Raw genomic sequence first — 18,686 nt, forward strand, 5'->3', positions numbered from 1 at the left:
CGGGTGCTGAACCGCTCAGCATGCAGGCGGCTGCCACGAGGTTGCGTTACCACCGCTATGCTGCAACTGGCGCGGCGCATGCTGCATCCTTGCTGCGCCCATGCTGCGCAGCATTTTTTTTGCCCCGATGCCGGGATTCAGGGACTTGCGGCTGTTGCAAGCCCTGTTGCGCTGCGCCATGCTGCGCGTCTCCCGTCACAGAGCGAACGCTTCATGGCTGAGATCCGCATCATCAAGAAGTATCCCAATCGCCGCCTCTACGACACCGAAATCTCCAGTTACATCACCATCGAAGACGTACGCCAGCTGATCATCGACGGCGAGGAATTCGAGATCCGCGACGCCAAGACCGGCGAAGACCTCAGCCGCGCGGTCCTGCTGCAGATCATCGCCGACCAGGAGCAGGACGGCGAACCGATGCTGTCCACCCAGTTGCTCAGCCAGATCATCCGCTTCTACGGCGATTCGCTGCAGGGCTTCATGGGCAACTACCTGGAGCGCAGCATGCAGGTGTTCCTGGACCAGCAGCAGCAGTTCCGCCAGCAGATGGGCAACCTGCTCGGACAGACGCCGTGGACCATGATGAACCAGTTGACCGAGCGCAACCTGGAGTTGTGGCAGGAATTCCAGCGCAACCTTGGCGCCGGTTTCGGCCGCGCCGCGTCCAGCGCCAAGCCAAGCGAGCCGCCGGCCGGCGGCGCCGCACCGAAGTCGCGGCCGCGCTGAGCCGCGCGGCAACCTTCTTCAGCCGCTTGCAACCCTGTAGGAGCGGCTCTACGTGGCCTCGGGCCATCGGTCGCGACAGGCTTCACCGGTAAAGCTCCTCGCGACTGAAGGGCGCCTCGAACAACCTCGATTCTTCCGTTTGAGCTGTTCGGCAAGGCGACAGGCATCGCCATGCCTCCCGGTCGAAGGGGCGCGAAAAGCCGATCCATGTCATTTCAAACTCGGATTGCGGCCCGCCAGCCGCTGTTTCCGGTCATGCCGGCACGATCCCCTGGTTCTGCAGCCGCGCCAGTCGCATCAGGTTGTGTGCGGCACCCTTCAAGCCGATCACCACCCGGGCACGCGCCAGGCCAATCGTGCGCAGGCATTTGCGAGTCGGGCAAACGGGTGCTCGCCGAACGCCCGATCCTTGGCGATGCGATGGTTCCGACGCTGCTGGGCCGCACGCAGCGGCTTGTCCGCCCGACCCTTGTGTTGGATGTCCGCGCGGTCGCCTTCTCGCCTGAGTTCGGTTTCCCGCGCCTGGCGGGCATAGGCGCTGTCGGCCCGTACCATGCGCCCGGTGTTGGCCGGATCGAGCAGCGTCTCCAAGCGCCGGCTGTCGTGCACGTTGGCCGCGCTCACCTCGTACCGCCGGATGCCCCCCCCCCAGCGCCGATCCGTGTTGGCGTGCAGCTTGTCGCCATAATGGGCGTTGCCGTGCTTGAGCGTCCAGCGCGCCTGCACGTCCTTCTGCCGCCGCTTGGCCGGGCTCCCGTCCTGTGGAACCTTGCCCTGCTTGATCCGGGCGTTCTCTTCGCGCGTGTTGCGCTGCATCGGTGCGCTGACGATGCTCGCATCGATGATCTGTCCGCCCCGGGCAATGAATCCGGCCAGCGGCAGTTGCCCGCTCAGCGCCGCGCTGGTGTCCCCGATCAGATCCTGCTTCTTGAGCCGCTCACGCCACACCCAGACCGTCTTGGCGTCCGGCGCCTTGCCGCTGTACTCCAGTCCGAGAAAGCGCCGGAAGCTGCAACGGTCCAGCACTTGGTACTCCAGTGCCTCGTCGGACAGGTTGTACAACTCCAGCAACAGCAGCAGCCGGATCATCAGCTCCGTCGGCCGCGCCGGGGGCCGCCCTGAGCGCCCGCGCCCAGGCGAAGTCGGCCATCGATCACCGCTGCGATCGCGGCGAAGTCGATGTGCCGCAACGACTGCTCAAGCGGATCGCTCAATGGCTGGCGCTTGGCTTCGCGTTCGGCTCCGGCAAACAGACTGTTCATCGGCTTCTGACCCTGGTTGGCTGGGGAACTATGATGCGCCAAGGATCGGGGGGTTTTTAGAGATTCCCGGAAGTCGCTCCACAAATGCCACCACCTACAACCAGACACTGCAGCTGGCCGCCATCGGCCGCCGCCCCTGCATCGGCTCTGCGATGCAGACGCTGCGCCCTCGGCTCAGCGCGAGCGCGGCGATTGCGCCGGCCGGCAGCCGGAGCAGAGCCGCTCGACCGTATAGCCACGCGCGCGCAGTGCCTGGACCACGCCGTCCGGGCCGAGCAGATGCAGCGCGCCGACCACCACCAGCGTGTCGCCCTGGCCGTCGCGCAGGCGCTGTTCCAGCCGCGGCACCCACGCCTGGTTGCGCTCGACGTTAATGCGCTGGTACAGGCGCGGATAGTCACGTTTCATCTTCACGCCGATCTCCCGCCACAGCAGGTGCTCGTCACCGCGGCGCCAGGCAGCGTGCATGCGTTGCGTCTGCGTCGCGCCCTGTTCGGCGTCGTCCAGCGCCTCAGTCAGCATCTGCCGCTGTTCGACCGGGTCCATGCCGTCGAGCAGCGCGATCTGCGCCTGTGCGGTTTCCAAGCCCTCGACGGCCTTGCCGGCCTGCGTGGCCTTGTCCATGAAATGCCGGTCCAGGCCGACATCCGCCTGCAGGCCCTGCGCCTTCATCTCGGCCATGCTGATGCTCAGGCCGACGAACCAGGGTTCGAAGCCGCCCATTTGCTCCAGCGGCAGGCCATGGCCGGCGGCGTAGCGGCGCAGGCGCTGCCAGGTGGCCGCGTCCAGGTCGTCCTGCAGGCGCTTGCCGTCCTGGCGCTGCGCGGCCTGCAGCATCTGTGCGCCCAACTGCGGCGATTCCACATCCTGCGGCGACAGTTCGAACAGCAGCCGCGGCGACGCCGCGTACGCCGCATCCACCTCATGCGCCAACGGATAGTCATGCGGCTTGAGCAGATGGAACGAGCCCAGCAGGTACAACGCGCCGCTCGGCCCATCGACCTTCCACAGCAACGGCGTCGGCGGCGCCGCACCGGGCGCGGCGGCGGGAGGCGGCGCGCGCGCCGGCACCGGCGCGGCGGCGAACAGGGTCAGGCACAACAACAGGCTGCGCAGCAGGCGCTGGATCGGCGTCATCGGGAGTCTCGGTTCAATGGGCGGCGGCGTAGGCTTTTTCGCCGGCGTCCACCGCCAGGTCCAAGCGGTTCTCCGGCGGCGGCAGCGGACAGGTCGCGAACGGGGTGAACGCGCACGGCGGGTTGTAGGCGCGGTTGAAGTCCAGCACCACGCTGCCGTCGGCATTGGGCGCCGGCACGTCCAGGAAACGCCCGGCCGGATAGCTGCCGCGGCCGCTGGTACGGTCGGCGAACACCACGAACAGCGGGCGTCCGGGTTCGCCGATCGCTTCCAGGTGGAACCGCTTGCCGTCGCGCTCGAACTCCAACGCGCCGGCGTTGGGCGATTCGGTGGTGAGGCCGATGATGTCGACGATCGGCAGGGTCTTGCCCAGCGGATTGGGCACGAAACGGCCGCGGACGCGCCAGGATTCGGCCACCGGCCAATAGCGCAGCCCGGCGAAGCCGAGCCGGGTCGGCGCATCGGCGTGCTTGACCCGCAGCGCATGGCGGCCGCCGCGCTCGATCAGGCTCAGCTTGCCCTTGCCGCCATCGAAATCGATCACGGTCGGCGTCGCGTCGTGGTCGCTGTACAGGCGCGTGCCTCGCAGCAGCGGCGTGCCGTCCACGCTCAGCGCGGCGCCGGGTTCGGGGGTCAGGAACACCTGTCCGTCCGTCTGCGACACCAGCGCCATCCGCGCCGGCCCGACCGCCAGGCGGATGCCGCTGCCGGGGCCGCTGCCGATGTAGTGCTGCTTCAGTTCCAGCCAGTGCAGGCCGACCAGGCTGGTCCAGCCGTCGGCGGCCTGCAGCTCATGCTTGCGCTGCTCGCGCCAACGCTGCTGGTCGGCCAGGAATGCCTTGTCGGCGACCGCCGGCGCGGCCGGCGCCGGCGCCTGCTTGCCGCATGCGGCCAACGCGAACAACGCTGCCAGCGCCGCCGTCCTTCCCCACATGCCCATCAGCGTCCCCGTAAGAACCAGCGATCGATCTCGCCCAGCGAGAAGCGCGCCCAGGTCGGGCGTCCATGATTGCACTGCCCGGACCGCTCGGTGGCTTCCATGTCGCGCAGCAGCGCGTTCATTTCCGGCACGGTGAGGCGCCGGTTGGCGCGTACCGCGCCGTGGCAGGCCATCGTCGACAGCAGTTCGTCGCGCGCGCCGGCGACACGCCGGCTGTGGCCGTGCTCGCGTAGGTCGGTCAGCACGTCGCGCAGCAGGGCTTCCGGTTCGGCCTGGGCCAGCAGCGCCGGGATGCTGCGCACGTGCAGCGACTGCGGACCGCTGCGGGTGACCACGAAGCCGAGCGCGGCCAGCGTCTCCGCCTCGCGTTCGGCGGTGTCGGCGTCGCGCTCGCTCACCGCCAGGGTGATCGGCACCAGCAGCGGCTGCGCATGCAGGCCGATGCCGTCGTGCGCGCTCTTCAGCCGCTCGTAGCCGATGCGCTCGTGCGCGGCGTGCATGTCCACCACGATCAGGCCTTCGGCGTTCTCGGCCAGGATGTAGATGCCGTGCAGCTGCGCGATCGCATAGCCCAGCGGCGGCACGCCGCTGTCGGCTGCGGTCGGCGGCAGGCCGCCGGCCGCAGCCTGCGCCTGCAGCGGCATGTTCGCTGCGGCGTCGGCGGCGCCCGCTGGCGCGGCGTACAGCGCCGCATAGGCGGCCGGAGCGTCGTTGACCCGCAGGCCGAGCGGCGATTGCGCCGGGCGCCATTGCGCGCCATAACCGCCGCTACCACCAGCGCCGGACATCGGCAGCGCAGCGCCGGCATACGCTGGCGGCGCCTGCACGGCATCGCCGGCCACGCCCGGCGTGCTGCCGGCGCGGGTCTGCGCCAGCGCATCCTGCAGCGTGCGATAGACGAAGTCGTGGATCAGCCGCGCATCGCGAAAGCGCACCTCGTGCTTGGCCGGGTGCACGTTGACGTCGACCCGCGACGGCTCCAGTTCCAGGAACAGCACGTAGGCCGGCTGCCGGCCATGGAACAGCACGTCGCCGTAGGCCATCTTCACCGCATGCGCGACGCTGCGGTCGCGCACCGAACGGCCGTTGACGTACAGGTACTGCTGGTCTGCGCTGGCGCGCGAATAATGCGGCTGCGCGATCCAGCCGTGCAGGCGCAGCCCGGCGCCGCTGTGGTCCACGCGCAACGCCTGGCGCGCGAACTCCTCGCCCAGAGTCTGGCCCAGCCGCGCATCCGAGTACAGATCGCCGGGCTTGTAGCGCCGCGACGGCTTGCCGTTGTGCGACACGCGCAGCTCCACGTCCGGGCGCGCCAGCGCCAGCGAGCGCAGCCATTCCTCGATGTGGCCCAGCTCGGTGCGTTCGGCGCGCAGGAACTTGCGCCGCGCCGGCACGTTGTAGAACAGCTCGCGCACCTCGACCGTGGTGCCCGGCGCCTGCGCGCGCGGCTGCACCTGCCCGACCTTGCCGCCGTCGACCTGCAGCGCGGCGCCGTGTTCGTCGCCGGGACGCCGCGAGACCAGGGTGAAACGGCTGACCGAGGCGATCGACGGCAGCGCTTCGCCGCGGAACCCGAGCGTGCCGACCGATTCCAGGTCGTCGAGCGAGGCGATCTTGCTGGTCGCGTGCCGCGACACCGCCAGCGGCAGTTCCTCGGGCGGAATGCCGCCGCCGTCGTCGCGGATCCGGATCAGGCGCACACCGCCCTCTTCCAGGTCGATGTCCACGCGGCGCGCGCCGGCATCCAGCGCGTTCTCGACCAGTTCCTTGACCACCGAGGCCGGACGCTCGACCACTTCACCCGCGGCGATCTGGTTGATCAGGATCTCGGGCAATTGGCGGATGCTCATGCCGCCTCCCGCGCACGGCGCGGCGCGATCGCGCCTGATTCGGAAACGGGAGGACGGCAACGGGGACGGGACATCGGCACGGCTCACGGCGCGGACGCCGTCATGAGGATCAGCCGGCGATGATAGCCGAGCGCCTCAGCGGCTGCCGCCGGCCACGGTGCTGGCCGCTTCCGCCTCGGCCTGCGCGCGCGCCGCGAACAGCGTGCCCGGCGGCGGCTGCCGGGTGAAGAAGGTATTGATGCCGTCCAGCACCGCACCGGCGAGGCGACGTTGGTAGCCCGGATCGGTCAGCCGGCGCTCTTCGTCCGGGTTGGAGATGAAGGCGGTCTCGACCAGCATCGCCGGCATGTCCGAGGTGCGCAGCACCGCGAAGTTGGCGCGCTCCAGCTCCGGCTTGTGGTTGTTGCCGATTCGCTTGAGCCCGCCCAGCACATGCCCGGCCGCGTCTTCGGAGGCCTTCATGTGCCCGCTCTGGGCCAGGTCCAGCAACACGCTGGCCAGGGTGCTGTCGGTCTTCTGCAGGCGCACGCCACCGATCAGGTCGGCCGCGTTTTCCTTGTCCGCGAGCCAGCGTGCGCGCTGCGACGATGCGCCCTTGGTCGACAACACGTACACCGAGGAACCGGTCGCGCTGCGGTTCTCGGCAGCATCGGCGTGGATCGAAATGAAGATGTCGGCCTTGGCCGCGCGCGCCTTCTGCGCGCGCATCGGCAGCGGGATGAACACGTCGCTGTTGCGGGTCATGTAGGCCTTCATGCCCGGCGTGGCATTGATCTGCCGCGCCAGCTCGCGGCCGATCGCCAGGGTCACGTCCTTCTCGCGCTTGCCGGTCGGCCCCATGGCGCCGGGATCCTGGCCGCCATGGCCGGGATCGATGGCCACGATCAGCGGACGCATGCCCGGCTTCATCGCCACCCGCGATGGCGCGCTCGGCATCACCGGGCGCGCCTCGGCGGCGGCGGCCGCGTCGTCGAGCTTGTCCGCCTCGGGCCTGTCGTCGGGCAGCGTCGATGCCGCCACGACGACTACGCCCTGCTGCGCCGGCACGACCGCGCCGACGGAAGCGGAGGCCGGCGGCGCCATCGCGATGGCGGCGTTATTTGGCGTGGCCGCCGGCGCCTGCGAGATGCCCGGGTGGAGCACCACGGTCGGCGGCGGCGACGGTACCGGCGGCGCAGGTGCAGGCGCAGCGCGCTGCAGCACCGACGAGGTCAGCGCCGCGGTCGCGCGCGCCGCTTCCAGGCGCGGATCGGTAGCGGGTTTGGCCACGGCCACTTCCGCGGTTTGCGCGGTGGATGCGGGCGGCATCGGCGTTTCCGATGCCGGCGCTGCCGCGCCGGCGCTGGCCACCGGCCTGATCGCGGACGCATCGCCCGGCCATTCGATCACCAGCACCGAACTGCCGCCGACGGTCTGCATCTGCGGCTTGAACGCCACCACCGGGCTGCTCAAGTCGAACACGATGCGCAAGGTGCCAGGTACCGGACGGCCGGTGCGCACGGCGGTGACCACGCCGTTGCCGGCAGGCAGCTTCAGGCCCTGCACGGCGGAGGATTCGGGCAGGTCGACGACCAGCCGGTTGGGGTTGGCCAGGGTCAGCGTGCTGAAGCCGCCACTGCCCTGCAAGCGGATCTCAGCGCGGGTGCCGGTGGCGCCGTTGCCGAGCGACACCGCCTGCACCTGGCCCGCGAACGCCGATGGCGCCGCCAGGCACCAGCCTGCGGCGATGAAGGAACAGGCGAAAAAACGGATCCCCAGGCGCATGCCAGCGATTCAAGCACCAGCGCGCGATAAAGGCAAGCCGTTTTCCCTTAATAATCCATAACCTGGCTTCACTTCCTAGTGTCAGCCGGCAAAAATAGCCGGCAAGTCCTCCCGCTGCACTGCGCGCGCCAGCCAGGCATCGCCCGCCGGGGTGCGGGCCTGCAGCAACGCTTCGCGTCCGGCGCCGTGCAGCGCCAGGGTCGCGGCCAGGTCGGCCGGCGGCAGCACGTCGCCGCCGCGTTCCGGCCATTCCACCAGCCACAGCGTCGCCGCTGCCTCGTCGAGCCCCAGGAAATCCAGTTCGCCGGCGACGCCGATGCGGTACAGGTCCAGGTGCCAGGCCTCGCCGTCGGGCAGTCGATAGCGCTCGACCAGGGTGTAGGTCGGGCTGCGGATCGGGCCCTGCACGCCCAGCGCGCGCAGCAGCGCCCGCGCCAGGGTCGACTTGCCGGCGCCCAGATCGCCGTACAGGTGCAGCGTCGCCGGTGCCGGCCGCGTCGCCGCCAATGCCTGGCCAAGGCGCTCGGTGGCGTCGCTGTCGTCGAGGTGCAGGCGGATCATCGGCTCGGTTACGGATTGACCAGCTCGCGCAGCGCCGGCAGCAGGTCGGAGGGCAGCAGGCCGCGCTGGCCGGCGGCAGCCGCGCGATCGCCGGCCGCTGCATGCAGCAGCGCGCCGGTGCTGGCCGCATCGAACGCGGCCAGGCCTTGCGCGCGCAGTGCCGCCACCACCCCGGTCAACAGGTCGCCCATGCCGCCGACCGCCATGCCGGGATTGCCGGCGGCGATGACGCGCGGCGCCTGACCCGGCGCGGCGACGACGCTGCCGGCACCCTTCAAGACCACTGCCGCCTGGTAGCGTTCGGCCAGCGCCGCGGCGGTGGCGAACCGGTCGCGCTGCACCTCGGCAGCGGCGATGCCGAGCAGGCGCGCGGCCTCGCCCGGATGCGGCGTCAGCACCGCGTCCGGCAACGCACGCGGCGCCTGCGCCAGCAGGTTCAGCGCATCGGCATCGATCACCAGCGGCACGTCCGCCGCCAGCGCCAGCCGCCACAGGCCCTGCGCCCATTCGTCCTGGCCCAGCCCGGGACCGAGCGCGACCACGCTGGCCTTGTGCAGCAGCGGCGCCAGCGCGGCGCCGTCCTCGACCGCATGCGCCATGGCCTCCGGGCAGCGCGCCAGCAGCGGCGCCACGTGCGCGCCGCGCGTGGCCACGCTGACCAGACCGGCGCCGCTGCGCAACGCCGATTCGGCGCTGAGCATCACCGCGCCGCCGCTGCCGAGGTTGCCGCCGATGCACAACACATGCCCGAAGTCGCCCTTGTGGCTGTCGCGCCGGCGCGGCGCCAGCCGCATGGCCAACGCCGCGGCCGTCCACGCTTGCGCGTGCGGCACGCAGCCGTCGAACGCGGCCGCCGGCACGTCCAGCGTCGCCAACGCAGTGTCGCCGACATGGTTCAGCGCCGCACCGGTGTGCAGCCCGGCATGTGCGGCGATGAACTGCACGGTCAGCGTCGCCGGCAAGGCCGTGCCGGGCACGCTGCCGCGCTCGGCGTCCACGCCGCTGGGCACGTCCAGCGCCAGCACCGGCGCGCCAAGCCCGGCGAGCGCGCCCAGCAGCACGGCGAGTTCGGCGTCGGGCGCGCGATTGAGGCCGATGCCGAGCAGTGCATCGACGACCACGTCGGCCTGATCCAACGCGGCATCGAATACCTCGATGCGGCCACCGACGCCGATATAGTCGGTGCAGGCGCGCTGCGCCTGCGGCGTTTGCGGCCCGCGTCCGGGCAGATGCAGCACGCGCACGCGGCGTCCGGCGCAATGCGCGAGCCGCGCCAGCACGTAGCCGTCGCCACCGTTGTTGCCGGTGCCGCAGGCCACCAGGATGCGCTGCGTCTGCGGCCAATGCTGCAGCAACGCCTGCCAGGCGGCCTGGCCGGCACGCTGCATCAGCGTGTAGCCATCGCCGCCGAGCAAGGCGGTGGCCTGCGCGTCGATGCGCCGCGCGGCGGCGGTGGCGTAGAGAGCGAACGAATCGGACATGCGAGGATTCTATACTTGCGGCATGTCTGCCACCGTCACCGCCACTCCGGCCGATCCCCGCGCCGCCGCCGCGCGCATCCGTGCGCTGGCGCGCGAGTTCGGCTTCCAGCGCTGTGGCATCGCCGGGATCGAACTGCAGGAGGACGAGGCGCATCTGCGCGACTGGCTGGCGCAGGGCCTGTACGGCACGATGCAGTGGATGGCGCAGCATGGCGACAAGCGCACGCGCCCGGCCGAGCTGATTCCGGGCACGCTGCGGGTGATCTCGGTCGGCCTGGACTACGGACGCAACGACGACGATTCGGCCTGGGACACGCTGCGCAACGGCGCGCGCGCCTACGTCGCCCGCTACGCGCTGGGTCGCGACTACCACAAGCTGATGCGCAACCGCCTGCAGAAGCTGGCCGAGCGTATCCAGGCCGAGATCGGCCGCTTCGGCCATCGCGTGTTCGTCGATTCGGCGCCGGTGCTGGAACGCGCGCTGGCGCGCGATGCCGGGTTGGGCTGGATCGGCAAGCACACCTGCCTGATCGACCGCAGCGGCGGCTCGTGGTTCTTCCTCGGCGAGATCTACGTGGACCTGCCGCTGCCGATCGATCCGCCGGCCAGTGCGCACTGCGGCACCTGCACGCGCTGCATCGACGTGTGCCCGACCCAGGCCATCGTTGCGCCGTACCGGCTGGATGCGCGCCGCTGCATCGCCTACCTGACCATCGAGCATGACGGCGCGATTCCCGAGGCCCTGCGCCCGGCAATCGGCAATCGCATCTTCGGCTGCGACGACTGCCAGCTGGTGTGTCCGTGGAACAAGTTCGCCAAGCGCAGCGACGAACCCGACTTCCGCGCCCGCAACGATCTCGACCGGGCCACGCTGGCGCAACTGTTCGCCTGGGACGAGGACGAGTTCCTGCGCCGCACCGAAGGCAGCGCGATCCGCCGCAGCGGCCACGAACGCTGGCTGCGCAACCTGGCGGTGGCGCTGGGTAATGCGCCGACCACCCCGCAGGTGCTGGCCGCGCTCGGCACGCGCGCGCAGCATGCCTCGCCGCTGGTCCGCGAGCACGTGCAATGGGCGCTGGCGCGGCATGCCGGCACGGCGGCAGCGGCGGATCACGGCGGCAGCCCGCCAGCGGCCGATCGCGCCGGCGTGCGAGGATAGGCGCCCGCATGCCCGATCGCGACGACCAGATCCTCAGCCCCAGCCAGCTCAACACGCTGGCGCGCGACCTGCTGGAAAGCGCGTTTCCGCTGGCCTGGGTGGAGGGCGAGCTGGGCAACGTCACCCGGCCCTCGTCCGGGCATTTATACTTCACCCTGAAGGATGCGCGGGCGCAGGTGCGCTGCGCGATGTTCAAGCCAAAGAGCCAGTGGCTGAAGTTCGTCCCGCGCGAAGGCCTGCGCGTGCTCGCCCGCGGCCGGCTGACCTTGTACGAGGCACGCGGCGACTACCAGTTGGTGCTCGATCACCTGGAGGAAGCCGGCGAAGGCGCGTTGCGCCACGCATTCGAGGAACTCAAGGCCAGGCTCGCCGCCGAAGGCCTGTTCGCCAACGAGCGCAAGCGCACCTTGCCCGCCTTCGTGCGCCGCCTGGCAGTGATCACCTCGCCCAGCGGCGCGGCGGTGCGCGATGTGCTGAGCGTGCTCGGCCGGCGCCTGCCGCTGCTGCAGGTGGATATCCTGCCAAGCCTGGTGCAAGGCGACAGCGCCGCCGCGCAGATCACCTCGCTGCTGCAGCGCGCCGACGCCAGCGGGCGCTACGACGCGATCCTGCTGACCCGCGGCGGTGGCTCGCTGGAAGACCTGTGGGCATTCAACGACGAGCGTCTGACGCGGGCGATCGCTGCTTCGGCCACGCCGGTGGTGTCGGCGGTCGGCCATGAGACCGACGTGACACTGGCCGATTTCGCCGCCGACCTGCGCGCACCGACTCCATCGGTCGCCGCGGAACTGCTCGCCCCCGACCAACGCGACCTCGGCGCACGCCTGCGCGCCCAGCACGCGCGGCTGCTGCAGTGGCAGCAGCACCGCCTGCGCCAGGCGATGCAGCGCGCCGATCGTGCCTTGCTGCGGCTGCAGGCGCAAAGTCCGCAGGCGCAACTGCAATTGCTGCGGCGCCGCCAGCAGGATGCCGCGCGCCGCTTGCTGGCGCTGTGGCGGCAGCAGCACGAGCGCCGCGGCGCACGCCTGCGCCATGCCGCCGCCGTGCTGCGCGCCGCCCAGCCACGACGTCGCCTGGCCGCGTTGCACGAGCGCCTGCTGGCGCTCGGCAGGCGCCCGCAAGCGGCGATGGCCAGGCAACTGCAGGCCGACGCGCAGCGCCTGCGCGCACTGGCGCGCGCGCTGGAGACGGTCAGCCCGCTGGCCACGGTGACGCGCGGCTACGCGATCCTGACCCGGGTCGAGGACGGCACGCTGGTGCGCTCGACCGCACAGGTCACCGCCGGCGACCGCCTGCGCGCGCGCCTGGCCGATGGCGAGGTGACACTGCGCGCCGAGTGAACACCGCGGCGCATCGCCATCCGATCCTGCTACCGTCAGCGCATGCCCAAGCCGAAACCAGCATCCAACGAGCAACGCATCAAGGCCGTGCTGCGGGGCATGCGCCGCGCCGAGCGCAACAAGGCCGGCCGATTGTCGCGCACGACCGACACGCTGTCGTTGATCGGCGGCGTCGCCTACGGCTCTGCCGCGGACGCGCAGTGCGTGATCGATTACCTGGCGCGCGACGCGGACACGCTGGCGCAACTGCGGGACGAGCAGTTGGTCGACATCGGCGAGATGATCTGCATCGCCTGGAACGGCTGCGGCGGCGATCAGCAGGCGCTGGCGCAATGGCTGATCGGAGAGCATGCGCAACTCGGCGGCAGCAGCCCGCGCCAGCTGCTGCAGACCGGCGCCAGCGCGCAACTTCTCGAGGCCACCCGCGCCTTCTTCACCGGTTAACGGCGCCATGCCACCCCGGCCCTTGCCTGCGGAGCGGCACGGCCGTTCACTCCAGCGGCGCCACCACCAGTAGCGGCGCGAGGTCGTAACCCATCGCCACCGCCTTGGCCGCGATCCGCTCGAACAGCGCGCGCTGCATGCGCGGCGAACGCGACAGCACCCACAGGTACTTGCGATCCGGCTCGCCGATCAGCACCCACTGGTAATCCGGATCCAACGCAATGACCCAGTAATCGGCCCAGACCAGCGGCACCCAGCCCAGCCACTCGGGGGCAAAGCGCACCTGCAGCCGTCCGGGATGGCCGCTCACCCGCCGCGCCACGCCCTCGACGGCCAGCAGGTCGCCCTTGCCGGTACGGCAGGCGTTGCGCACGCCGACCAGACCGTCGTCGCGCAGCACATACGCGGCGGTGATATCGGCAACGCACTTCTTCTGGAATGAAACCGGCAAGTGCGCGATTTCGTGCCACTCTCCGGCATAACGCCCGAGATCGAACTCGGCGACGGACCTCACCGGCTGCACGGCCTGCGCCGGCTGCGCCAGGCACAGCAAACATGTCAGCAGCATCGCGATCGGTGATTGACGCATGTGAGCGATCCAGCGAAGGAGAAGACCAGCCTTATGCAGGAGCTGCGGAACGATGTAAAGCGCTACCGCCACGATGCTGCGGCGGTGGCCGGCCCAGCCCGGCCGCCGCCGCGCCGCCGGGCCGTGCGGCAGCCCACCGCCGGTCGGGCCGTGGGGTTCACCCGTGGTCCTGCAGCTTGCCCTGGCTCCGCATCCCGGCACGGGCGTAGGCCCCCCAATGGCGCGGACGAGATGGCGCGGGCACGGCATGCGACCACGCCGGCCGCCGGCGATGCGGCCTACTTGGAACTGGGCGATCCGCCCTGGCGAGACGGATCGGACGCGACAAGGCTGTCGCCATGGCGGCTGCATTCCACCGGCTCGCGCAGGACCATCTTCTGGAAGACGCCGCCGTCGCGCTGCCGCAGGTATACAGTGACCATCATGCACCCCGGGCCGACCTGCTCGATGTACGGTGCGGCCGGCTCGGCGCCGCCATCGTGGTAGGCGGCCGCATCCGGCTTGGCCGCGGCCGAAGCGGCAGCCGCGCTCCAGGTGGCGACCAATATACGCATAGACGCAACAAACCGCTGTTCACTGGCAATCCCGATCGATCTGACGATGATCACCACAGCGGCGGTGCCCGCTTGAGCGGCACATCCCCAAATCCAGGCAACGCGAAGTCGCGCAAGGCCCGCCACCTGCCGCTCAACGCCGAGGCGCTGGACGTACTCGCGCGCTGGAAGCGCCAGAGCGGCGGAACCGGCCTGGTATTCCCCTCGCCCAAGACCGGCGGCCGCATGGACAACATCAACAGCAGTTGGGAGAGCTGTGCGCATCGGCCGAGTTGGCCAACTTCCGCTTCCACGATCTGCGGCACTCGTTCGCTTCCCGCCTGGTCATGGCCGGTGTAAACCTCAACACGATGCGGGAGCTGCTGGGACATTCCGACATCCGCATGACCCTACGATACGCGCACCTGGATCCGGACAAGCTGGCAGAGGCCGTCGCCAAACTGGGAACTTGACCCGCTCCGCCCGATGCGTACAATTTTCTGTACACATCGGAGAGTCCCATGGACACCATCACCTACACCGCCGCTCGCGCCTCGCTGGCGGACACGATGGACCGCGTGATCAACGACCATGAGCCGGTCATCATCACCCGTAACAGTCAGCAATCGGTCGTCATGTTGTCCCTGGAGGACTACAAGGCGATGGAGGAAACCGCCTACCTGCTTCGCAGCCCGAAGAACGCACAACGCCTGCTGCGTTCGATCGCGCAGCTTGAAGCTGGGAACGGGCAGGTACGGGAACCGGCCGAGTGATCCTGCGATTCTCGGATGACGCCTGGGAGGATTACCTCTATTGGCAGCAGGCCGACAAGAAACTGCTAAAGCGCATCAACGAGCTGATCAAGGCGATTCAGCGCGATCCCTTCCAAGGCATCGGCAAGCCCGAGCCGCTGCGCCATGCGCTCGCTGGCTACTGGTCGCGGCGCATCAACGATGAGCACCGGATCGTCTACAAGGTCGAAGGCGACGTGTTGATGATTGCACAAGCTCGATACCACTACTGACAAGAAACCCCGCTATTTGCGAGGCTTTTCATGTATTGGTGACGAACTCAACGTTCCCACATCCCGTTGAAACTGGGCGGTCTCAAGAATCAAGTGCAACACGTGATCTGAATTGGAGGATTTCCTTCTCCACAGCCGCGGCCGGTGCGACGTCCCCCCCCTATTTAGAGTAGCAGGCTGATTTGGAGTCCAATCCCTCAGGCCAAGGAGATTGGACGTGAAGAAGCGTTTCAGCGAAGAACAGATCATCAGCTTCCTGCGTGAGGCGGAGGCCGGATTGCCAGTCAAGCAGTTGTGCCGCAAGCACGGCTTCAGCGAAGCGTCGTACTACCTGTGGCGGAGCAAGTTCGGCGGCATGCGCGTGCCCGACGCCAAGCGGCTCAAGGAACTGGAGACCGAGAACGGCCGGTTGAAGAAACTGCTGGCCGAGCAGGTGCTCGAGAACGAGGTGATCAAGGACGTCCTGCGAAAAAAGTGGTGAGCGCACCGGCTCGTCGGGAGCAGGTGCGCTCTGGCGAACCTGTCCCTGGCGCGTGCCCGGTGGGCGGCATAGCGGCGCCCGGTGGGGCTGCCAAGCCAGCCCGGAGCGCCAAAACGGGGGCGGAGACTGCCAGAAATGGCCTCCCCAGGACCAGTTGAGCCATCTCGTCAGGCCGTCTGGCCGATGCAGGCGATTGATCAGCCTTGCCTTAAGCAATAACAGGAGCAGAAGCAAAGCTTGGCGCCAGATCTCCGAATGGAGACATCGGATGCCATCCACGCCGCCTTGGCCCCGACGCATGCCAGACGCATGCCAAATCCCTCGCGAGCAGGAACCAACGCGCGCGCCGTCAATCGCGCGGCGCAGGTCGCCCCAGCAGGTAACCCTGCCCGTAGTCGCAACCCAGTTCGCGCAGCGTGGCCAGTTGCTGCCCGGTCTCGACGCCTTCGCCGATGGTCTCGATGCCGAGCGTGCCGGCCAGGGCCAGGATGCCGCGCACCAGCGCATAGCTGCCGGCGCCCGTGTCGCCGTGCAGGCCGGCGACGAAGCTCTGATCGATCTTCAGCGCCGAGATTGGGAAACGATGCAGGTACGACAGCGCCGAGAAACCGGTGCCGAAGTCGTCCAGCTGCGCCAGCACACCGCGCTTGCACAGCGCCTGCAGGATCGCCAGCGTCCGCGGTGCGTCGTCGAGCAGCGCCACCTCGGTGATCTCCACCCGCAACCGGTGCGGATCGGCGCCGGCGGCGTCGATCAGGCCGAACAGCCGTTCGGTGAAGTCCGGCGAGCGGAAATGCCGCGGCGAGACGTTGACCGACACATAGCCGCTGCCGCCCCGGGCCAGGCACCGGATCACCTGTGCGTACAGCAGCCAATCCACCTGCTCGATCAGCCCGCTGTCCTCGCCCTGGTCCATGAACTGGCTGGGCGTCAGGAGGCCGCGGCTTTCGTGGCGCCAGCGCAGCAGCGCTTCGTGGCCGACCACCTGACCGTCGCCCAGGCGCACGATCGGCTGGTAGAACGGCAGGAAGTCGCGATTGTTGATCGCCCGGCGCAGGTCCGCCTCCAGGTCCAGGCTGCGCAGCGCCGCTTCGCGCATCGCCTCGTCGAACACCGCGCAGCGGTCCCGGGACTGCGCCTTGGCGCGGTACATCGCCGCGTCGGCGTCGCGCAGCAGCTCCTCGCCATTGCTGTAGCGCGGGTGCCAGGCGGCGATGCCCAGGCTGCCGGACGGGAACAACTCGCGGCCGGCCACCCACATCGGCTGGCCGAGCACGCCGAGCAGGCGCTGCGCCAGTTGGCGCGCCCCCTCCAGGCCGTCCTCGCACTGCACCAGGATCGCGAATTCGTCGCCGCCCAGGCGTGCGACCACGTCGTCGCTGCCGAGCGTGGAGACGATGCGCTTGGCCACCTCCACCAGCATCTCGTCGCCGGCGGCATGGCCGATGCTGTCGTTGACCAGCTTGAACCGGTCCAGGTCCAGGAACAGCACCGCGAAGGCCATGCCGTCGCCGTTGCGTGCGCGGTCGATCGCATCGCCGAGCCGGTCGAGCAGGTGCGAACGGTTGGGCAGCCCGGTCAGCGCGTCGTGCAGGGCCTGGTGGGTCAGGCGCTGCTCGGCGCGCCAGCGCTCGGCGATCTGGGACAGCAACTGCTGGTTGACCTCGGCCAGTTCGCGGGTGCGCTCGGCCACCCGCTGCTCCAACTCGGCATGCGCCAGCCGCAGCCGCTCCTGCGCGCGTTGCCGCGCCAGGCCGCCGCCGACGTTGTGCGCGACGAAGGTCAGCAGGCGCTGGTCGTACTCGGTGAAACGCACCTGGGTGGTGTAGCTTTGCACCACGATCGCGCCGACCACCTCGCCCTCGTCGAACAACGGCACGCCGAGCCAGCTGTGCGAGCACATGCCGCATTCCTGCACCTCGCCCTGCGCCACCAACGCCTCGATGTCCGCCAGTTCCAGCAGCATCGGCCGGCGCTTGCGCATCACGTACTCGGTCAGTCCCTTGCCGCGCCGCCGCAGCGGCCGCCGTGGGCTGTACTCGTCCACCGAGTAGACCAGTTCCAGCATCCTCCCGTCTTGGGACAGCAGCGCGATGTACAGGTTGCGCGCATCGATCAGCCCGCCGACGATGGCATGCACCTCGGCGTAGAACTGCTGCAGGCTCTCCGAACGGATCGCCAGCTCGGCGATGCGGAACAACGCCAGCTGCAGGGTTTCCGCGCGCTTGCGCTCCAGGATCTCGTTCTGCAGGTCGTGGTTGGCATGCTGCAGCTCCTGGGTGCGCAGCTGCACGCGCCGCTCCAGCTGCACCTGCGCATGGCGCCCGTCCATCGCGGTCAGCACATGCTGGGCGACATACGCCAGCAGCGCGCGGTCGGCGTCGGTATAGCGCATCGCACGGTCGTAGTTCTGCACCACGATGGCGCCGCAGACGCGGCCTTCGCGCAGCATCGGCACGCCCAGCCAATCCTTGCTCTGCGGGCCGTGCAAGGCGTCGTAGCGCACCTGCAGGCGCTCGCGCACCTGCTCCAACGACCCGCGCACCGCCCGGCCATGGCGCAGCAGGGCGAAGGTGAGGCTGTTGGGCATCTCGCGCAGGAAATACAACTGTCCCGGGTCGGCGACGAAGTCGTCGTGCCTGTCGGAAAAATACAGAAAGCGCATGCTTTGCTGTTCTTCGTCGTACTCGACGACGTAGCAGCTCTCCGCGTACATCAGCGAGTCCAGCACCGAATGCACGTGCTGCAGCATCTGCCCCATTTCCAGATCCGCGCCGGCCAGGTCGGCGATCTCGTACAGCGCCTGCTGCAACTGCTTGGACTTCTCCAGGTTCTCGGCGCGCGCGCGCATCCGCTCCGCTTCCAGCAGCGCCAGGCCGAACGCGGCCGCCATCTCGAACCACGCCGCGCACTGCGACTCGGACAACGGCTGTGCCAGCTGCACGGCCACGGCCACGCAGGCGCCGTCCGGCGCCTCGAGCACGTGCAGCAGCGCAGGCGCAGGCGCCGACACGGTCTCGGCGAGGCGGCGCCGGACCAGCGCCGGCAACCATTCCGGCGCATGCGGCGTGGCGCCCAACAGCGGGCCGACCGCGCCATCGCCGCAGGCGATGGCGACGTGGCTGCCAGGCGGCAACAAGCCGCACAAGGCAGCCGCGGTCTGTATCGGGGCGTGGCCGTCGGGTTGATCCTTGCGGGCGGTCGCAGACGGCTCGAACGACATCGACAACAACTCCTGCATGGCGTCGGACCTGCCCCACGCCTCCCCCTTAGACGCCAGCATACCCGTTGCGTGAACGGTCACGCGATGACCCCGCGCCTGTCGCTGACGCGTTCACTGCCGTCGCTGCCCGCCGCCCTGATGCCCTGCTGCCCTGCTGCGCCGGCGTAGCGCC

General features: G+C 69.6%; 19 protein-coding genes and 1 pseudogene. 9 read left to right on the top strand and 11 right to left on the bottom strand.

Annotated features, from left to right (window positions below):
* Positions 1-15 precede the first annotated feature (15 nt).
* Positions 16-180 carry a hypothetical protein gene (locus tag G4Q83_RS11170; protein ID WP_158254984.1) on the bottom strand — a complete coding sequence of 55 codons (165 nt, stop codon included), beginning with the start codon at positions 178-180 and terminating at the stop codon, positions 16-18.
* A gap of 33 nt (positions 181-213) precedes the next feature.
* On the opposite strand from G4Q83_RS11170, the gene phaR reads away from it, so the two are divergent.
* Positions 214-726, top strand: a complete 513-nt coding sequence (gene phaR, locus G4Q83_RS11175; RefSeq protein ID WP_128419497.1) for a polyhydroxyalkanoate synthesis repressor PhaR — start codon at positions 214-216, stop codon at positions 724-726.
* 327 nt (positions 727-1,053) lie between these two features.
* Here the strand turns inward: phaR and G4Q83_RS11180 are convergent, their stop codons facing one another.
* From G4Q83_RS11180 to G4Q83_RS11215, 8 genes are all read right to left on the bottom strand, one after another.
* Entirely contained in the window at positions 1,054-1,815 is a 762-nt protein-coding gene (locus G4Q83_RS11180; RefSeq protein WP_211288270.1) for an IS5 family transposase, read from the bottom strand.
* Positions 1,815-1,988 (bottom strand): hypothetical protein, encoded by a 174-nt coding sequence (locus G4Q83_RS11185; protein ID WP_158254983.1) that lies wholly within the window; start codon positions 1,986-1,988, stop codon positions 1,815-1,817. Before G4Q83_RS11185 ends, G4Q83_RS11180 begins: the two co-directional genes overlap by 1 nt.
* Before the next feature lie 174 nt (positions 1,989-2,162).
* Positions 2,163-3,125 (bottom strand): TraB/GumN family protein, encoded by a 963-nt coding sequence (locus tag G4Q83_RS11190; protein ID WP_128419496.1) that lies wholly within the window; start codon positions 3,123-3,125, stop codon positions 2,163-2,165.
* A gap of 13 nt (positions 3,126-3,138) precedes the next feature.
* Positions 3,139-4,065 (bottom strand): DUF1684 domain-containing protein, encoded by a 927-nt coding sequence (locus G4Q83_RS11195; RefSeq protein WP_128419495.1) that lies wholly within the window; start codon positions 4,063-4,065, stop codon positions 3,139-3,141.
* The gene (mutL, locus tag G4Q83_RS11200) at positions 4,065-5,915 is read right to left on the bottom strand and encodes a DNA mismatch repair endonuclease MutL (RefSeq protein ID WP_128419494.1); all 1,851 of its coding nucleotides are present in this window, start codon (positions 5,913-5,915) and stop codon (positions 4,065-4,067) included. Before mutL ends, G4Q83_RS11195 begins: the two co-directional genes overlap by 1 nt.
* A 135-nt stretch (positions 5,916-6,050) precedes the next feature.
* Complete coding sequence (locus tag G4Q83_RS11205; protein ID WP_128419493.1) at positions 6,051-7,679, bottom strand: N-acetylmuramoyl-L-alanine amidase; 1,629 nt, start codon at positions 7,677-7,679, stop codon at positions 6,051-6,053.
* A gap of 81 nt (positions 7,680-7,760) precedes the next feature.
* Positions 7,761-8,240, bottom strand: a complete 480-nt coding sequence (tsaE, locus tag G4Q83_RS11210; RefSeq protein ID WP_128419492.1) for a tRNA (adenosine(37)-N6)-threonylcarbamoyltransferase complex ATPase subunit type 1 TsaE — start codon at positions 8,238-8,240, stop codon at positions 7,761-7,763.
* An 8-nt stretch (positions 8,241-8,248) separates the two neighbouring features.
* Positions 8,249-9,721 carry an NAD(P)H-hydrate dehydratase gene (locus G4Q83_RS11215; RefSeq protein ID WP_128419491.1) on the bottom strand — a complete coding sequence of 491 codons (1,473 nt, stop codon included), beginning with the start codon at positions 9,719-9,721 and terminating at the stop codon, positions 8,249-8,251.
* 22 nt (positions 9,722-9,743) lie between these two features.
* Here G4Q83_RS11215 and queG point away from each other — a divergent pair, with 22 nt between their 5' ends.
* Genes queG through G4Q83_RS11230 form a run of 3 tightly spaced genes read left to right on the top strand, consistent with a single transcriptional unit; the run spans position 9,744 to position 12,664 of the window.
* On the top strand, positions 9,744-10,880 hold the full coding sequence (queG, locus tag G4Q83_RS11220) for a tRNA epoxyqueuosine(34) reductase QueG (protein ID WP_128419490.1): 1,137 nt from the start codon (positions 9,744-9,746) through the stop codon (positions 10,878-10,880).
* Between the two features lie 8 nt (positions 10,881-10,888).
* On the top strand, positions 10,889-12,220 hold the full coding sequence (gene xseA, locus G4Q83_RS11225) for an exodeoxyribonuclease VII large subunit (RefSeq protein ID WP_128419489.1): 1,332 nt from the start codon (positions 10,889-10,891) through the stop codon (positions 12,218-12,220).
* Between the two features lie 42 nt (positions 12,221-12,262).
* Positions 12,263-12,664, top strand: coding sequence for an antitoxin Xre/MbcA/ParS toxin-binding domain-containing protein (locus tag G4Q83_RS11230; RefSeq protein WP_128419488.1), 402 nt, complete (start codon positions 12,263-12,265; stop codon positions 12,662-12,664).
* 46 nt (positions 12,665-12,710) lie between these two features.
* Here the strand turns inward: G4Q83_RS11230 and G4Q83_RS11235 are convergent, their stop codons facing one another.
* Positions 12,711-13,253, bottom strand: a complete 543-nt coding sequence (locus G4Q83_RS11235) for a lipocalin family protein (protein ID WP_128419487.1) — start codon at positions 13,251-13,253, stop codon at positions 12,711-12,713.
* 338 nt (positions 13,254-13,591) lie between these two features.
* On the opposite strand from G4Q83_RS11235, the gene G4Q83_RS11240 reads away from it, so the two are divergent.
* The 5 genes and pseudogenes from G4Q83_RS11240 to G4Q83_RS11255 all read left to right on the top strand — a co-directional run.
* Positions 13,592-14,146 carry a hypothetical protein gene (locus G4Q83_RS11240; RefSeq protein ID WP_211288271.1) on the top strand — a complete coding sequence of 185 codons (555 nt, stop codon included), beginning with the start codon at positions 13,592-13,594 and terminating at the stop codon, positions 14,144-14,146.
* Positions 14,080-14,259: a tyrosine-type recombinase/integrase gene (locus G4Q83_RS24630; RefSeq protein ID WP_211288267.1), complete on the top strand. Its 180-nt coding sequence runs from the start codon at positions 14,080-14,082 to the stop codon at positions 14,257-14,259. The genes G4Q83_RS11240 and G4Q83_RS24630 overlap by 67 nt, the downstream gene beginning before the upstream one ends.
* Before the next feature lie 48 nt (positions 14,260-14,307).
* Positions 14,308-14,559, top strand: a complete 252-nt coding sequence (locus G4Q83_RS11245; protein ID WP_128419486.1) for a type II toxin-antitoxin system Phd/YefM family antitoxin — start codon at positions 14,308-14,310, stop codon at positions 14,557-14,559.
* Positions 14,556-14,810, top strand: a complete 255-nt coding sequence (locus G4Q83_RS11250; RefSeq protein ID WP_128419485.1) for a Txe/YoeB family addiction module toxin — start codon at positions 14,556-14,558, stop codon at positions 14,808-14,810. Before G4Q83_RS11245 ends, G4Q83_RS11250 begins: the two co-directional genes overlap by 4 nt.
* A gap of 217 nt (positions 14,811-15,027) precedes the next feature.
* Positions 15,028-15,320: pseudogene (locus G4Q83_RS11255) on the top strand (transposase); the annotation flags it as partial.
* A 320-nt stretch (positions 15,321-15,640) separates the two neighbouring features.
* On the opposite strand, the gene G4Q83_RS11260 reads toward G4Q83_RS11255, so the two are convergent.
* Entirely contained in the window at positions 15,641-18,514 is a 2,874-nt protein-coding gene (locus G4Q83_RS11260; RefSeq protein ID WP_128419506.1) for a bifunctional diguanylate cyclase/phosphodiesterase, read from the bottom strand.
* Between the last annotated feature and the right edge of the window lie 172 nt (positions 18,515-18,686).

This window comes from Xanthomonas theicola, assembly GCF_014236795.1.
Lineage (GTDB): Bacteria > Pseudomonadota > Gammaproteobacteria > Xanthomonadales > Xanthomonadaceae > Xanthomonas_A > Xanthomonas_A theicola.

Excerpts from the sequence above, each read along its gene's own strand:
- G4Q83_RS11230 (WP_128419488.1), top strand. The coding sequence starts at position 12,263 with ATGCCCAAGCCGAAACCAGCATCCAACGAGCAACGCATCAAGGCCGTG.
- G4Q83_RS11235 (WP_128419487.1), bottom strand. The coding sequence starts at position 13,253 with ATGCGTCAATCACCGATCGCGATGCTGCTGACATGTTTGCTGTGCCTG.
- G4Q83_RS11195 (WP_128419495.1), bottom strand. The coding sequence starts at position 4,065 with ATGGGCATGTGGGGAAGGACGGCGGCGCTGGCAGCGTTGTTCGCGTTG.
- queG (WP_128419490.1), top strand. The coding sequence starts at position 9,744 with ATGTCTGCCACCGTCACCGCCACTCCGGCCGATCCCCGCGCCGCCGCC.
- xseA (WP_128419489.1), top strand. The coding sequence starts at position 10,889 with ATGCCCGATCGCGACGACCAGATCCTCAGCCCCAGCCAGCTCAACACG.
- mutL (WP_128419494.1), bottom strand. The coding sequence starts at position 5,915 with ATGAGCATCCGCCAATTGCCCGAGATCCTGATCAACCAGATCGCCGCG.
- G4Q83_RS11170 (WP_158254984.1), bottom strand. The coding sequence starts at position 180 with ATGGCGCAGCGCAACAGGGCTTGCAACAGCCGCAAGTCCCTGAATCCC.
- tsaE (WP_128419492.1), bottom strand. The coding sequence starts at position 8,240 with ATGATCCGCCTGCACCTCGACGACAGCGACGCCACCGAGCGCCTTGGC.
- G4Q83_RS11260 (WP_128419506.1), bottom strand. The coding sequence starts at position 18,514 with ATGTCGTTCGAGCCGTCTGCGACCGCCCGCAAGGATCAACCCGACGGC.
- G4Q83_RS11245 (WP_128419486.1), top strand. The coding sequence starts at position 14,308 with ATGGACACCATCACCTACACCGCCGCTCGCGCCTCGCTGGCGGACACG.
- G4Q83_RS11205 (WP_128419493.1), bottom strand. The coding sequence starts at position 7,679 with ATGCGCCTGGGGATCCGTTTTTTCGCCTGTTCCTTCATCGCCGCAGGC.
- G4Q83_RS11180 (WP_211288270.1), bottom strand. The coding sequence starts at position 1,815 with ATGATCCGGCTGCTGCTGTTGCTGGAGTTGTACAACCTGTCCGACGAG.
- G4Q83_RS11215 (WP_128419491.1), bottom strand. The coding sequence starts at position 9,721 with ATGTCCGATTCGTTCGCTCTCTACGCCACCGCCGCCGCGCGGCGCATC.
- G4Q83_RS11240 (WP_211288271.1), top strand. The coding sequence starts at position 13,592 with ATGGCGGCTGCATTCCACCGGCTCGCGCAGGACCATCTTCTGGAAGAC.
- phaR (WP_128419497.1), top strand. The coding sequence starts at position 214 with ATGGCTGAGATCCGCATCATCAAGAAGTATCCCAATCGCCGCCTCTAC.
- G4Q83_RS11185 (WP_158254983.1), bottom strand. The coding sequence starts at position 1,988 with ATGAACAGTCTGTTTGCCGGAGCCGAACGCGAAGCCAAGCGCCAGCCA.
- G4Q83_RS11190 (WP_128419496.1), bottom strand. The coding sequence starts at position 3,125 with ATGACGCCGATCCAGCGCCTGCTGCGCAGCCTGTTGTTGTGCCTGACC.